This is a genomic window from Chryseobacterium mulctrae (assembly GCF_006175945.1).
Taxonomy (GTDB): domain Bacteria; phylum Bacteroidota; class Bacteroidia; order Flavobacteriales; family Weeksellaceae; genus Chryseobacterium; species Chryseobacterium mulctrae.
The window spans coordinates 4,260,980-4,274,904 of sequence record NZ_VAJL01000001.1 but is presented as its reverse complement, the minus strand read 5'-3'; the positions used below and the strand labels follow the sequence as shown (position 1 = coordinate 4,274,904).

The 13,925-nt window shown below is 31.4% G+C and carries 15 protein-coding genes; 8 read left to right on the top strand and 7 right to left on the bottom strand.

The features are described 5' to 3' along the window. The first annotated feature begins 131 nt into the window (after window positions 1-131). The 3 genes from FDY99_RS19930 (at window position 132) to FDY99_RS19920 (ending at window position 2,264) form a co-directional block, all read left to right on the top strand. Window positions 132-1,016, top strand: a complete 885-nt coding sequence (locus FDY99_RS19930) for a cyanophycinase (protein WP_074229173.1) — start codon at window positions 132-134, stop codon at window positions 1,014-1,016. A 61-nt stretch (window positions 1,017-1,077) separates the two neighbouring features. Further along, window positions 1,078-1,920, top strand: coding sequence for an isoaspartyl peptidase/L-asparaginase (locus FDY99_RS19925; protein ID WP_139423443.1), 843 nt, complete (start codon window positions 1,078-1,080; stop codon window positions 1,918-1,920). A 101-nt stretch (window positions 1,921-2,021) separates the two neighbouring features. Continuing rightward, window positions 2,022-2,264: a YtxH domain-containing protein gene (locus FDY99_RS19920; RefSeq protein WP_139423442.1), complete on the top strand. Its 243-nt coding sequence runs from the start codon at window positions 2,022-2,024 to the stop codon at window positions 2,262-2,264. 58 nt (window positions 2,265-2,322) lie between these two features. Here the strand turns inward: FDY99_RS19920 and FDY99_RS19915 are convergent, their stop codons facing one another. Continuing rightward, on the bottom strand, window positions 2,323-3,120 hold the full coding sequence (locus tag FDY99_RS19915) for a class I SAM-dependent methyltransferase (protein WP_139423441.1): 798 nt from the start codon (window positions 3,118-3,120) through the stop codon (window positions 2,323-2,325). Between the two features lie 160 nt (window positions 3,121-3,280). On the opposite strand from FDY99_RS19915, the gene FDY99_RS19910 reads away from it, so the two are divergent. The 4 genes from FDY99_RS19910 (at window position 3,281) to FDY99_RS19895 (ending at window position 7,672) form a co-directional block, all read left to right on the top strand. After that, window positions 3,281-4,303 (top strand): hypothetical protein, encoded by a 1,023-nt coding sequence (locus FDY99_RS19910; protein WP_139423440.1) that lies wholly within the window; start codon window positions 3,281-3,283, stop codon window positions 4,301-4,303. 5 nt (window positions 4,304-4,308) lie between these two features. Next, window positions 4,309-5,283 carry a hypothetical protein gene (locus tag FDY99_RS19905; RefSeq protein WP_139423439.1) on the top strand — a complete coding sequence of 325 codons (975 nt, stop codon included), beginning with the start codon at window positions 4,309-4,311 and terminating at the stop codon, window positions 5,281-5,283. Next, complete coding sequence (locus FDY99_RS19900; protein ID WP_139423438.1) at window positions 5,284-6,786, top strand: hypothetical protein; 1,503 nt, start codon at window positions 5,284-5,286, stop codon at window positions 6,784-6,786. A 379-nt stretch (window positions 6,787-7,165) separates the two neighbouring features. After that, window positions 7,166-7,672, top strand: coding sequence for a thermonuclease family protein (locus tag FDY99_RS19895; RefSeq protein WP_139423437.1), 507 nt, complete (start codon window positions 7,166-7,168; stop codon window positions 7,670-7,672). Window positions 7,673-7,774: 102 nt separating this feature from the next. Here FDY99_RS19895 and FDY99_RS19890 read toward each other — a convergent pair whose 3' ends face one another. The 4 genes from FDY99_RS19890 to FDY99_RS19875 all read right to left on the bottom strand — a co-directional run bounded on the left by FDY99_RS19890 (window position 7,775) and on the right by FDY99_RS19875 (window position 10,942). Further along, window positions 7,775-8,461, bottom strand: a complete 687-nt coding sequence (locus FDY99_RS19890; RefSeq protein ID WP_139423436.1) for a DUF1835 domain-containing protein — start codon at window positions 8,459-8,461, stop codon at window positions 7,775-7,777. 11 nt (window positions 8,462-8,472) lie between these two features. Then, window positions 8,473-9,843, bottom strand: coding sequence for a histidine--tRNA ligase (gene hisS, locus FDY99_RS19885; protein ID WP_139423435.1), 1,371 nt, complete (start codon window positions 9,841-9,843; stop codon window positions 8,473-8,475). Between the two features lie 141 nt (window positions 9,844-9,984). Next, a complete protein-coding gene (locus tag FDY99_RS19880; protein WP_139423434.1) occupies window positions 9,985-10,443 on the bottom strand; it encodes an HRDC domain-containing protein in 459 nt (152 codons plus the stop codon). Between the two features lie 166 nt (window positions 10,444-10,609). Further along, on the bottom strand, window positions 10,610-10,942 hold the full coding sequence (locus FDY99_RS19875) for a single-stranded DNA-binding protein (RefSeq protein WP_139423433.1): 333 nt from the start codon (window positions 10,940-10,942) through the stop codon (window positions 10,610-10,612). 225 nt (window positions 10,943-11,167) lie between these two features. Between FDY99_RS19875 and FDY99_RS23730 the strand changes: the two genes are divergently transcribed. Beyond that, the gene (locus tag FDY99_RS23730) at window positions 11,168-11,419 is read left to right on the top strand and encodes an HNH endonuclease (protein WP_139423432.1); all 252 of its coding nucleotides are present in this window, start codon (window positions 11,168-11,170) and stop codon (window positions 11,417-11,419) included. Window positions 11,420-12,011: 592 nt separating this feature from the next. Here FDY99_RS23730 and FDY99_RS19865 read toward each other — a convergent pair. Next, window positions 12,012-13,034, bottom strand: a complete 1,023-nt coding sequence (locus tag FDY99_RS19865; RefSeq protein ID WP_139423431.1) for an acyl-CoA dehydrogenase family protein — start codon at window positions 13,032-13,034, stop codon at window positions 12,012-12,014. A 277-nt stretch (window positions 13,035-13,311) separates the two neighbouring features. Beyond that, complete coding sequence (pnuC, locus tag FDY99_RS19860; RefSeq protein WP_139423430.1) at window positions 13,312-13,905, bottom strand: nicotinamide riboside transporter PnuC; 594 nt, start codon at window positions 13,903-13,905, stop codon at window positions 13,312-13,314. Between the last annotated feature and the right edge of the window lie 20 nt (window positions 13,906-13,925).

Here is a 13,925-nt window from a genome sequence, read left to right as displayed (position 1 = left end):
ACAAAACCATAGCGTTATTAAAGATTTATTAAAAAAATACAATTTCTTTAATCAATTAGAAATCAAACTAAATACGTTAAAAATCGGTTTACATTTCATTAACAATTTATTATTTTTTAAATTTGCAAGCTATGAAACCTGTTGGAAAATTAATTATTATCGGTGGGGCTGTTAATAAAGGCAGTTTTTCTGAGACCGATTACGATCAGAATGTCGAAAAAAATCTTAACTTTTTTGAGAGAGGAATCTTAAGAAAAATCATTACTGAATCTAAGAATAAAGAAAACTCAATTATCGAAGTCATTACTACGGCTTCGCAGATCCCTCAAATAGTAGGTGCTGAATATAAAAAAGCTTTTGAATTTTTAGGAGCCAAAAATGTCAATATTCTTGATATTCACAATCGTGAAGAAGCTAATTCGGATGCTATTGTTGCAAGAGCAAATGCTGCCGATGTTGTAATGTTTACGGGTGGTGATCAGTTAAGACTGACTTCTATTTTGGGTGGAACAAGATTTCATGATACTATTTTGCTGAAATATATGGAGCAGGATTTTATCTACTCCGGAACTTCTGCAGGAGCTGCAGCAGCTTCTGAGAATATGATTTACCAAGGAAGCAGTTCTGAAGCTTTGTTGAAGGGTGAAATTAAAACAACTCAAGGTTTAGGTTTAATCGATAACGTAATTGTTGATACGCATTTCGTACAAAGAGGAAGAATCGGAAGACTTTTCCAAGCTGTGGTAAACAATCCTAGAACTTTAGGAATCGGTTTAGGTGAAGACACCGGACTTTTCATTCATAATGATACCATGACCGCTGTAGGATCTGGTTTAGTAATTATTGTTGATGGAAGATTCATTAAAGACACCAATCTTACCAATATCAATTTAGGTGAACCTATTTCAATAGATAATCTTACCGTTCACGTGATGTCGATGAACGATCACTATGATTTGACGACAAGAAAACTGACGATAGAAAACTCTCAGTTTAACCCGATACCTCAAACGTAACAATACATTAAAGTGAAGATTTCTTCACTTTTTTTTATATATTTAAAATCAAATAATCAATATGAAAATCATTATCCACGGAGGTTTTTTCTCTGAAAGTGACCAGAGCCATGAAGTGAAAGTTGCTAAACAAAATTCTTTAAAAAACATCGCTGAAAAGGCATATCAATATTTAGAAACCCATTCTGCAGTCGATACCGTTGCTTATGCGGTTTCTCTTTTGGAAGATGATGAATTGTTTAATGCAGGAATCGGTTCGCAAATTCAAAGTGACGGCGTTATCAGAATGAGTGCAGCATTAATGAATGGTGAAACTCAGAAAATGAGCGGTGTTATCAATATTCAGGATGTGAAAAATCCGATTTTTGTAGCAAAGGAACTGATGAAAGAAGATGACCGGGTTTTAGGTGGAAACGGAGCTAAAATTTATGCTAACAATAACGGATTTGAAAATTTCTCAACAGAAATTCCTCAAAGAAGAAAAGAATATGAAGCGAAACTAAAAAACGGGGGAAAAGGAACTGTTGGTTGTGTTGCGATCGATAAAAACGGAAAATTAGCTGTTGCCACTTCTACCGGAGGTAAAGGTTTTGAAATTCCGGGAAGAATTTCAGACTCTGCAACGGTAGCTGGAAATTACGCCAATGAATTTTGTGCTGTAAGCTGCACCGGAGTTGGTGAAGATATTGTAAGCAATGCAACTTCTGCCAAAATTGTAACCAGAGTGACAGATGGAATGAACTTAAAAGACGCTTTTGACAAAACTTTTGCTGAGCTAAAGACTATCGATGGCTTTGCAGGAGCTATCGCCATTGATAAAAACGGAAATATTTATCATCAAGACTCTTATCCTACAATGGTTTTTGCAAGTTTTGATGGAAATCAATTTGAAATCTTTAAATAATTTTAACATATTTTTATTATTCCCATAAATTTTTTGGCACACATTTTACATAGTTATTAATAACAAAATTTTAATATTATAACTTTTAAAAATCAGAAATCATGGGAAATAAGACAAATGGATTATTAGCTTTATTAGGAATAGGTGCTTTAGCATATTGGAAATACAAAAAATCTACTCCGGAACAGCAACAAGCTGTGAAAGACAAAATTAACTCTGCTAAAGATAATTTGAATAAATGGGGAAATGATTTGAAAGATAAAGCAAATGAAGTGGCTTCCCAAGCTCAAAGTAAATTTGACGAAGCAAAAACAAAAGTAGAAGATTCTACATCTAAATTATAAGATTAGAATCGATAAACTTAGATATTCATTTTAACATTCATATACAAAAAAGTCATCATTACGATGACTTTTTTTGTGCTGAAAGGGCATAAACCATAGGTATTTTATTTCCAAATTTTTCTGTGCGCCATTTTCCTTTTTCAAATTCTTCAATGTGCTTAAAACACGGGTAAGGTGACCAATCAAATTCCTGAAACTGCTCTATTACTAAGTTTTTATTAATCAGATTTTGCATTACTTCGGATAACGAATGATTCCACATTACATAATCCTGAACGATTTCGGCTGAAAAGTCTGCATAGGTTCCTTCATAAGTTTCTGCAATAGGTTTTTCATTGAAATAATTATACGCAATGTCTTTAAAATCATCATCAAACATCCAAACTACAGGATGAAATTCTGCCATGATAAACTTTCCGTTTGGTTTTAAAAAATGATCAATTACACCCGCCCACTTTTCAAGATCGGGAAGCCAGCCAATTGTGCCGTAACTTGTAAAAACTATATCAAATTTTTCGTCTAAAATAGTAGGTAAATCATATACATCAGAGCAAATAAATTCTGTATCTGTATTGCATTGTTTCGCTAAATCTTTTCCCGCTTCAATTGCTTTATCTGAAAGATCAATTCCTGTAACCTTTGCTCCCATTCTCGAAAGCGAAATAGAATCCTGCCCAAAATGACATTGCAGATGAAGAATTTTTTTACCTTTTACATCTCTTACAAGCCCAAGCTCTATAGAATTTAATGATGTTCTTCCTTTCAAAAATTCATCAACAAAATAGAAATCCGATTTCAGATGTGGTTCTACTTTGGCATTCCAGGATTTCCTGTTGATGTCTAAATAATTTTCCATTGTTTTTTTTTCTGTAAATATAATTTTTTCTCTGAAACATTCATGCTTTATGGTTTCCCGTAAAAAAATATAAGAATGCCACTGTAGTTTTGGAGAAAATTAGAATACTGAATTTCTTGTTTTAAAAAAAGAAAAAAAACAATATTATAAAATACCAACCATGAGTAAAAATTCTTTAGGAGCATCAGATCTATTTTTAGGAGTGCTCGCAATATTATTAATCAGCGTGAGCTTTTATCAAACCTGGGTCGGGCTTGAGCAGATCTTCGGCAACGCATCATTTGTAATAGCACTCGTGCTTTCTTTGCTATTATTATTCCTTTGCTGGATGCTTCGTGCTGCAAAACTTGAAGGTAAATCTACCGGAAGCTTGGTGGGAATTTACATCTTCATTGCATCCTTTTGCTTTATCGCCAATTTCAACGCATTATACACAAGATTTATGCGTACCGACATCTACACCAACGAATTAAAAACGATTAATGAAGATTTTAATACGCTGGAAAATAATATTGAAGCAAAATTAAATTATAAATACCCGAAAGAAACCACAAGAAATATTGAGATTAAGAAAAAACAATTAATGGCTCAAATTATTGATCCTGCAAATCAGGGAATCGGCTCAAGAGCGCAGTCATTAATCAGAGATATTGAAAAAATGACGGGGCAAAAAGTAGATCTTTTAACTCCGATTGGAAATGATTATGAAGATTTAGCACAAAGAATGGGAAGCCAAATCGATAATATGGTGATGGATTTGTCGCCTGATGAAAGAAATTTAAAATCAGACATTAATAATTCTGTTCTGAAATGGAATAAAAGAATACAGGAGTTTTTGTTGTTGCCTAAAAAAGATAAAGATATTTTGGCACAAGCCCTTATAGACAATGCCTTAACCGATTATAACAAGCTTGGAAACCGAGGCAGCAATGTTTTGGGAGAAGAAAAATTCAAATTCGAACCTTTACTTTCTAAAACACAAGATGTTGGAAAAATTGGTTATGCTTTTGAACATGCGATTAAAAACTTCGGAATGTATCAATTTGTTGTTTTGGCAGGATGTATTTTATTAGATTTTGTGATTGTAATTATCATTTTATTGGTGACAAGTCCGGATAATAGAACCAATAACAGCGTTTTAGGAAACAGAAAAAAAGGCAGAACATTAATCCCAAATAAATAATTACCATGATGAATAATGACAAACCTTTTTCTTTCGATAACTATGATTATGACAACGATTTTAAAAAATTCGATGATTTTACAGAGCCTCAAAACGAGATTATAACGAATGAAAACATTTACGCACATCCTGAAATAGAAGATGACGGTTTTGTTCCCACTTCAAACGGCAGTACAACCACTGTGAAAAATAAAGACAGTAATTTCGTCTTCTTCTACGGAACTTCAGCTTCAGGAAAATCTGTTATTTTATCGGCAATTTTGTATTATTTGAACTCTTATGCCGGAGTTTTAAGACCAAAATTGGGAAGTCCAAATTCCAGAGAAGCGCAAATTTTATTGGCTGATTTTTTTGAAAATATAAAAAAGGGCATTCTACCCAATAGAAGTACGAGAGATCAGGTGACAAGATTAGATTTTGTATTTGACCCGAATAATCAATCGAAAAAAGTTCCTTCCATTAATATTTCGTTTTTAGAAACGGCTGGAGAAAATCATAACGAAATTTCAAGAGGCGGAAGATATCACGCAGACATTGAAGCGTACTTAAATTCAGACATTCCGCTGAACTTTCTGATTGTAACAAGCTATGACAAAGCGCACAATGAAGATTCTAAAATTGTAGAATTTTTAGATTATCTGGAAAAAAAGGGAAAGAATCTGAAAAATGTAAATGTGCTTCTTGTGATTTCTAAATGGGATAAATCTGGAAATACAGGCGTAGATAACGAGCAGCATCTTGAAAATTTCATCAGCGAAAGATTGAGTATGACCAATAATCGAATTGACACTTACAACCTCAGCAAAACCTATTTTACAATAGGAAATGTACAGAATCAGGCCGGAATTGAAAAAATAACACTTTTGAATCTGGAATCGGCAGAAGTCATTGCAAAGTGGCTCTATCACAATATTGTTGGTTACAATTTGGATTACGAAGGGACTTTCTGGGAAAAAATAAAATTTAGCTTTTCAAAATAAATGAAAAATATAAATGTCTTTGGTTATGCAACATTTGGGACACCGAATGGTTTTACACAATCCTGTATTTATGGAAATAAAAATTTAGAAAAAGCGCTAAAAACTTTCGATTTAAAAACAGATGCTATACAATTATTATCTGCCAATGACCGTATTTATTCGATTAGAAAAGAAGGTATTGCCGATAAGTTTTTGATCTCTTACTCTGTTTATACCTATGCAAAAGAAAAAAATTCTAACAGAACAGGTACTTTTATTGGGACAAGCTTGATTTTTTCTGATGAAATAGCTGATGAAAATTTAATTTTAAACTCATTGCATCAGATTCATCAGAAATTAAAAAACAATAATGTAAGCAACAATATTTTGAATATTAATCATTCAAAAGAGTTTAATCTCACCAATATTTTTGATCAGGATTTTGAAAAAATTAAATACAACAGCAGAAAAATAGGTTTTATAGACTGGCAAAGTTCAGATAAAAACGTGGTTATTTTCACCAATAAATTAGACAATAATTCAATTCAGAATCTGTTTAAAAAAGCGTTAGAAATTTTACCAAAATATGATACTCTGTTTTTTATAGACAGTAAAGAAATCGCTGAATTTGTATCTCAAAAAAGGCTTTTCAGATTAATTGACGTCAATATTTTAGAAGAAGAAATTCAAAACTTTCAAACTGAAATAAAACAACAGGTTCTCAATACGATTTCTACATTCGAAAATCAAAAGGAAAAACTAGAGATTGAAAGGAAAAAAATTGTGGACGATTTAAAAACACAAATTGAATCAAACGAGAAAAAACAGAGTGAAAATGCAAAAAAAATTGATGAGTCAAAAAACAATGTAAACAAAATCAGTAATCTTTATTTTAATTTTTCGAAAAAATATGATGAATTTATTCAACAACTAAAATCTGATAAAAAGCCTGATGAAGTGCTTCGTTTTTATAACGATTGCAAGAAAAATTTTGAGGAAGAAAAAAGAAAATTAGATTACCGTACCCAAATTTCATCTTTAACCAATAATCGAAATACGAGTTCTTTTCCATTACAAAGACCGTCTTTATCCGAATTTTCTCATCATACTGAAGAAAAGCAAAGTAAAAATGCAGTCTTTCTCATTATTTCTTTTGTTTTGAATCTTTTATTGATAGGTGCCTTGATATTTTTCACAATGTTTTATGATAAAGAAAAAAAACAGGAAGTAATTCCAGACGTTTCTCCCGTATCTCAAGAAACAGTTAAAAATGAAACTTCAGAAAAAGACAGCTTATGGAAAAGTAAGCTTAATCCTTTGCCTAATAAAATGGCTTTGAATGCAGAAAACAAAAACCTTGATTTGAATAAACTTACGGACAGCACAACACATGTTGACGAGATTGTAGATTTAATCTTTGAAAAAAATAAGATAATCAAGGATGTTTATCAATTTCAAAAGAACGATTATGCAGATGATTTAATTAAAGAAAATATTGATGCATTCGACTCAAAAAAAGTTTAATAAGGAAAGATTTATTACTAAAAATACCATTCTTCTTAAAACCTTCTGATAAAAATGTACCCGAAATAAATACTTATCAAAGCGCAGATCATTGAAAATAAAATTTTCAGTACGATAATTTTACTCTCAGGTTGTCAAAATACTGAGAGTAAGTGTTTTAAAAATGGGTAAAATATATTAATGGAATACATCCCATTTGAATAGATTTTTTTATCATTTCTTTTGATACTTTTGCAGCAAAAAAGATACTTAAGCTTTTCTGTCGTGTACTAAGAATAATGTAGAGGCAATCGTAATCGATCATACTTTTTAAGAAATCTCATCTGTAGATTTTGGTATTATTGAAAGCGAATAACAATGATAATGTAATTATATTTAAATGATTTATAAAACTTTTCTTCTCTTTCTCTTTCCAATTATTATACTTTCACAAAATAAATCTTACAAAGTAATCGGAGTAAAAGACGGCGATACTGTAGAGATATTAATGGATGGAAAACCGCAGGTAGTGAGACTTTCACATATTGATTGTCCGGAAAAAAAACAGCCTTTCGGAAACAATGCAAAACAGTTTGCATCTGATTTATGCTTTGGAAAAAAAGTTAAACTTTCTACAGGCTGGAAAAAAGATCGCAATAAAAGATTGCTTGCCGAGATTATATTATCAAACGGAAAAAATCTTAATAAAGAACTAGTAAAAAATGGTTTTGCTTGGCATTACAAAAAATATTCTAAAGACAACAGCTATGATGATTTGGAAAAGCAGGCAAGAAATCTGAAATTAGGATTATGGAATGACAAAAGCCCAACCGCACCTTGGGAATGGAGGAAATCACGAAAAAAATCTTCGAAACCTTCCTTATCTACAGTTATTATAAATAAATAATAGAAAAAATTCCGGTTCTTCGAGCCGGAATTTTATATTTTATCTACAAGAATTATACTTTATTTTTCTAAAAACTATAATCTTAATATTTCTTTTAAAAAATCATCTAGAAAACTTGTCAATGCATTTCTTTAACTGCAAGTCTCCAAAACCATAAATGGGATATTTTTGGGTGAAAGTTTTGAAAACGTCTTCAAAGCTTTCTGCATTTTTTTGAATTTCTTTTATTTGATTTTCCAAAGTTCCGTTAAACCTATTTTCGTTTGCAGTAATCAGTTCTTCAAGGTTTCTTACAATTTCAGATGAAACTTCTTTCGATAATTTATTTTGTTGGAAATCTGCCCAAAGATTTGAAATTAATTTTCTTTCGGTATCATTAATTTCTTTTGCAGAATAAAATAGTTCCAGCAAATCATTTTCTTCACTTTCCGCAAATCCTTTTTCTGTGTCTTTTGGGAAAACTCTAAAAATATTTATTTTACCTAAATTCAAGTTCGAAATTAAAAACCAAAAATTTACCTGACAAAACAAGTCGTCTTCAAACCAGAAAAATATATCAGAACCCTCTGGAAGATTTTGCATTTTCTGAAATTCTTTTACGACCAATTCATCATAATCGCTTTCTGAATCGTAATTTTCTGCGATAAATCTCTTACGATTTTCAAAGAAATTATTGTCCGAAACAGGTCCATCAATTAAAGCTTCTCTCCAGATAATACTTTCACCTTCCAAGTTTTTTGGAAATTTTTCGGCTAAACAATCGCCATTCAAAATGTGAAAAGTACTCACCTGCAAAGAATTTAAGAATTAAGAAACTCTTCCAAAGAAACCGTTTTCTGTTCTCCTGCTTCTAAATTTTTAAAAGTAACCGTATTGTTTTTCAATTCTTCTTCCCCTAAGAAAACAAGATTTTTAATTCCTTTCTTTTCAGCGTAAGTAAACTGCTTATTGATTTTTGCATTTTCAGGATACAGCTCTGCGGAAATTCCTTTTTCTCTTAATTGGATGATTAATTTTAAAGCTTCTGAAGTTTCTTCTCTACCAAAGTTGGCAAACAGATATTCAACATTTGATGCTGCTTCTTCTGGGAAAAGATTAAGCTCTTCCATTACCAGATAAATTCGGTCTAAGCCAAAAGAAATTCCGATTCCGGGAACATTTTTCACCCCAAAAACTTCGGTTAGGTTATCATATCTTCCACCACCACCGATGGAACCCATTTGCGCTTCATCTGCTTTCACTTCAAAAATTGCTCCTGTGTAATAATCTAAACCACGCGCCAAAGTAATATCAAAAACAAGATTCTGAATATCGACACCTAAATTTAGAGATTGTGTGATCACAAATTCTAGTTCTTCAACACCTTTCAAACCGATTTCATTACCTACAAATTTTTCTTTCAGCTGAAGAAGATTTTCTAAAGCATCATTCGACTGATTGAAAAGGAAATCTAATTTATCAATTGATTCCTGAGAAATATTTCTTTCTAAAAGCTCCTTCACTACTCCATCCTTCCCGATTTTGTCTAGCTTATCTAAAGCAACGGTAAAATCGATCAGCTTATCTGTAATTCCGGCATATTCTGCCAAACCTGAAAGAATCTTTCGGTTGTTGATATGAATGGTTACTGAAACTTTTAACTGAGCAAAAGATTTTAAATACAATTGAACCAGATCAACTTCCTGCCAAAGACTTTCGCTTCCCACAACATCGGCATCACACTGATAAAACTCTCTGAATCTTCCTTTTTGCGGACGGTCTGCTCTCCAAACCGGCTGAATTTGGTAACGTTTGTAAGGGAATGTCAGTTTCCCATGATTCATCGCTACAAATCTCGCAAAAGGTACCGTTAAATCATAACGAAGCGCTTTATCTGTAAGACTTTCTGCACTGAAAGGTTTATCTAAAGCTTTCTGAAAATCAGTCAACATCTGAGTTTTCTTATCCTCTTTAGCTTCGTTGATGCTTGAATTTAAAATTTTAAAAATCAGACGATCTCCTTCTTCTCCGTATTTTCCGGTCAATGTTGAAAGATTTTCAAAACTTGGGGTTTCTAAAGGTTGAAATCCGAATAATTCGAAATTCTTTTGTAATATATTGATGATGTATTTTCTTCTTGAAACTTCCAGCGATGTAAAATCTCTCGTTCCTTTTGCTAAGCTTGGCTTCATTATTATAAATGATAATTGATGATTGATAAATAATCTAGATTGCAAAAATAAGGAATTGAAAGGACTTTTAAATCAATAAAAAAAGCCGTAGATTTTATTTCTCCGGCCTTCATTTAATCATTTGTGTTTTAGTTTTTGATTTTAAACGCTTTCTAAGATTTCTAAAATCTCTTCGCCGTAGTTTTCAATCTTATGTTTGCCGAAACCTTTGATGTCGAGCAACTCTTCTTTTTTAGCTGGTTTATATTTAGCAACAGACACGAGTTCTTTATTGGTTGCAATAAAATAGGTTGGAAGATTTTGCTCTCTTGCTTTCTCGGAACGCCACAATTTCAGCGCATCCAGAATTTTTATTTCATCACTGTTTAGAACTTCGTCTTCTGCAGAATATTTTACAGCTTTAGAATCTTTTACAATCGTCTTAGTAATGGCAGATTCTACATCATTAAAATACAATACCACCGACCAAAACTGTTCGTCATGAACAAATACCGTTTCGGTTTTAATAATTTCATGGTTTTCAAGAAAATGATCAATTACTTTCTGGTCTTCACGCAGAAATTCATCTGCTATTCTGATTTTTAAAACTTTTATTTTCATTATTTGTGATTTTAAAGTTTAGCAATTATCTAATTTTTCCGTTTTAATCCTACAATTATTTTAACGCAAAGTGCGCAAAGTTTTTTTGACAACTCACTGCTTTTAAGGTCGCAAAGGCGTAAACTTAGCAAAGAACTTAAACAAAATGTAGGTTGATAAACGGAAGTTATTTACCTCCTAAAAGCAGAAGTTCATCTACTCTGATTTCGGTAGTATATCTTTTCACACCATCTTTATCATCGTACGATCTGTACGTTAATTTCCCTTCAATGGCAATCTCTTTTCCTTTTGGAACATATTTCTGAAAAATCTCAGCCGTTTTCCCGAAAGCAACCAGATTGTGCCATTGTGTTTCTTCTACTTTCTCACCTTTTGCATTGGTGTAATGGTCATTTGTAGCCAATGAAACTGAAATTTTCATTCCTCCGTTTTCGAAGTTTACTGTTTCAACTTCTTTTCCTGTGAAACCGATCAAGGTTACTTTGTTTCTTAGTGACATAACTTTATATTTTTAAGATTAGCAATTTAGATAAGAGACGTTCACTTATTTTCTCAAATCTCTGTTGCAAAGATTCATCAGATTGGAAACTTTAGTCGGTTATAAACTATTTAAATTCATTTGTAGTCGTTTGAAAACGGGTAAGAATGAAATATATTTATAAATCATTTTTTGAGTAATTGATTTATTATATTTGATGCTAATAGTAATTTAAAATGACTATAAATGAATTGTATATTTTGTAATAAAAATTCAGATAATTCGAGAAGCATTGAACACATAATTCCCCAATCGTTAGGTAATACGAAAAATGTTCTCGATAAAGGAATAGTATGTGACTCTTGTAATAACTATTTCTCTACAAAAATAGAAAAGGACGTATTAGACTTACCATACTTTAGAAGTTTAAGAAATAGAAATAACATTTTGACTAAAAAGAAGAAAATTCCAAATGAAATTGGTTTTTTGGAGACTTAAATAATGGTAAAGTTGAAATTATTGGAAGTAAAGGTAAAAATTTAGAAATTGTTATTGAAAAAAAAGAAATTTTCAACAAAATATTAAATGGTGAATTTACTAGTTTTAAAATACCCATTTATAATAAACCGCCAACTAAACATCCACTTTTATCAAGATTATTAGGAAAGATTGCAATAGAAGCCTTAGCTCAAAAGGTTAAAAATATAGAGAATTGGAATTATGAATTTATTACTAATGAAGGCTTAAAAATATCATAAATTATGTTCGTTTTGGAAAAGGTAAATATTGGGAATACCATGTCAGAAAAGTTTATGAAGAAACAGATATGTTCACAAATTTTTCAAAAGAAGAAAAACCTTACCAAATACTAAATGAGTATGATTTTATATACATTGAAGAAAAATATTTAATTTTTGTTTGTATCATATTAGGAATGGAATATTCAATATTTCTTAACGATCCCAATATAAATATATATAAAGATTGGCTTAAAGAAAATAATTACAAAAATCCATTGTAAACTGATAAAGATAAAAAGCTTCCATGAACATAAATTTGATAAAATAATTAAAGAAAAAAGGTTTGAATTTTAAATAAAATAATCAAACTCCCTTCTAAAATTAGAATGCTGCGTCGACGTAAAATAATCACAGAAAACCTGATAGACCGCAGAATCGGTACGACTCGCCTTAATTCCTAACTGAATGTAGATCTGCAAAATCTGATGTGATAAATTTTCAACTAAATCTGAAGAATAATCATGAATTTCAGATTGCTTTTCCTGAGTTATCGTTTCAGATTCTTTTAATAAACCTTCAATTTCATTGGCAAATTCAATCACTTTTACCAGCGCATCTTCTATTTTTTTATCGAAAAAGTTTAAATCAAGATGAGGACGGATTTTAATTGCTTCTTCAACAAAATGAGAAGCCATTCCAAGATAATTAACCAACAATGTCAAATCTGCAAAAATCCTAAACGGAATTTTATCTAAAACATCATCCGTAAAAAACTCGTCATAAATAAAACTATGATCCTCAGAAACTTTTACATTTTCAACTTTAAAAGAATACGTTCCGGTTGCTTTCATTCCCATCGATTTCCAGTTCGGAATAATTTCAACCTGGTTTTTAGAAATAACAAAAGATATGATGAGTTCATTTCCCGATTCATCAAGCAAAGGATTTCCGTTTTCGGTCAATTTTGCGTTTAAGGTAAAATGACTTAAATGGGGAGCGCCCGTTGCAAAATGCCAAAGTCCGTTAATAAGAAAAGTTCCGTCGTTTTGTTTTTCGGCTGTTCCACCAATCATTCCGCTTCCTCCAAAACAGGTTTTTGAATTGGAAAAAAGTTCTTTAGCTATATTGGGTTTTAAATTTCTTGAAAAAAAATTAGCACCCGAACATAAAGTGAGCATCCAACCTAAACTTCCATCTATTTTTGACCAATCAAGAAGTAGTTGCAAACCTTCCTTTAATCGTAATCCCAATCCGCCATACCTTTTCGGGACCCAAATTTGAAGCAATCTTTCATGATGAATCTGAGTCATGATTGATTGTGGAACTTCAGAAGCTCCATGCATTTTTTCTCTTATTTCTTTAGGTGTAAACATACCTTTTATCTATTTCTGAATATTTAAACAGATTAATTTCCTTAATCTAAATGGGACTTTATAATTCTTATTTTGTCAACGCAAAGTTTTATTTATTTAAGAGGCAAAGAATAATCACTAAAATTGATTCTAAGCGTATGTTTTCAAGCTTCATCAGCAACGAAGTTGCCATCTTTGCTCCTTTAAAATATGTGTTTTTAATATAAAACTTTGCGTTTAATTATTTCTCGTTGATTTAACAGATTAAGCAGATTCTCGATTCGTTTAAGCATTTTAATTAAATAACAACCGATTTAGATTTAATAATTTTCCTCCATTCCAAATAACCGGAAATTGCAACGATGAACAAAAAAGCTGTCAAAACTGCATATAAATAAAGTCCTTTGTGAATCAATAACGGAATTGCGATTATGTTGCTGATGTTAAGCAAAATCCAGTTTTCAATTTTTCTACGAGCCATCAACCACATTCCAGCCCATGCAAAAGCACTGACTAAAGAATCCAAGATCGGAACATCAGAATCCGTAAAATTCGTCAGGAAAAAATAGAAAATACTAAAGGTTCCAATCACAATTCCTACGGTAATTAATTTTTCATTATTTGTCGTTTCAGAAATTGTTGTTTCAGATTTTCTTTTTCCAAATTTCCAGTACAACCATCCGTAAATGCTCATTACCAAATAGTAAAGATTAAGCGTAAACTCTGCGTAGAGTTTAGACTGAATCATCACATAAAGCGTTAGTGAAATCCCCGCAATACCGAAAAGATAATTATTCGAATTATTTTTTCTTGCCAATAAAACCTGAAAAACTGAAAAGAAGACACCAAGCCATTCTTGCCATGTTGTCTGTTGTAAAATGTCCTGCATCAAATTAACTTATATAAATTAAA

What these genes read in the sequence shown, in the direction of transcription:
- FDY99_RS19930 (WP_074229173.1), top strand. Translation starts at nt 132, where the DNA reads ATGAAACCTGTTGGAAAATTAATTATTATCGGTGGGGCTGTTAATAAA.
- FDY99_RS19925 (WP_139423443.1), top strand. Translation starts at nt 1,078, where the DNA reads ATGAAAATCATTATCCACGGAGGTTTTTTCTCTGAAAGTGACCAGAGC.
- FDY99_RS19920 (WP_139423442.1), top strand. Translation starts at nt 2,022, where the DNA reads ATGGGAAATAAGACAAATGGATTATTAGCTTTATTAGGAATAGGTGCT.
- FDY99_RS19915 (WP_139423441.1), bottom strand. Translation starts at nt 3,120, where the DNA reads ATGGAAAATTATTTAGACATCAACAGGAAATCCTGGAATGCCAAAGTA.
- FDY99_RS19910 (WP_139423440.1), top strand. Translation starts at nt 3,281, where the DNA reads ATGAGTAAAAATTCTTTAGGAGCATCAGATCTATTTTTAGGAGTGCTC.
- FDY99_RS19905 (WP_139423439.1), top strand. Translation starts at nt 4,309, where the DNA reads ATGATGAATAATGACAAACCTTTTTCTTTCGATAACTATGATTATGAC.
- FDY99_RS19900 (WP_139423438.1), top strand. Translation starts at nt 5,284, where the DNA reads ATGAAAAATATAAATGTCTTTGGTTATGCAACATTTGGGACACCGAAT.
- FDY99_RS19895 (WP_139423437.1), top strand. Translation starts at nt 7,166, where the DNA reads ATGATTTATAAAACTTTTCTTCTCTTTCTCTTTCCAATTATTATACTT.
- hisS (WP_139423435.1), bottom strand. Translation starts at nt 9,843, where the DNA reads ATGAAGCCAAGCTTAGCAAAAGGAACGAGAGATTTTACATCGCTGGAA.
- FDY99_RS19880 (WP_139423434.1), bottom strand. Translation starts at nt 10,443, where the DNA reads ATGAAAATAAAAGTTTTAAAAATCAGAATAGCAGATGAATTTCTGCGT.
- FDY99_RS19875 (WP_139423433.1), bottom strand. Translation starts at nt 10,942, where the DNA reads ATGTCACTAAGAAACAAAGTAACCTTGATCGGTTTCACAGGAAAAGAA.
- FDY99_RS23730 (WP_139423432.1), top strand. Translation starts at nt 11,168, where the DNA reads ATGAATTGTATATTTTGTAATAAAAATTCAGATAATTCGAGAAGCATT.
- FDY99_RS19865 (WP_139423431.1), bottom strand. Translation starts at nt 13,034, where the DNA reads ATGTTTACACCTAAAGAAATAAGAGAAAAAATGCATGGAGCTTCTGAA.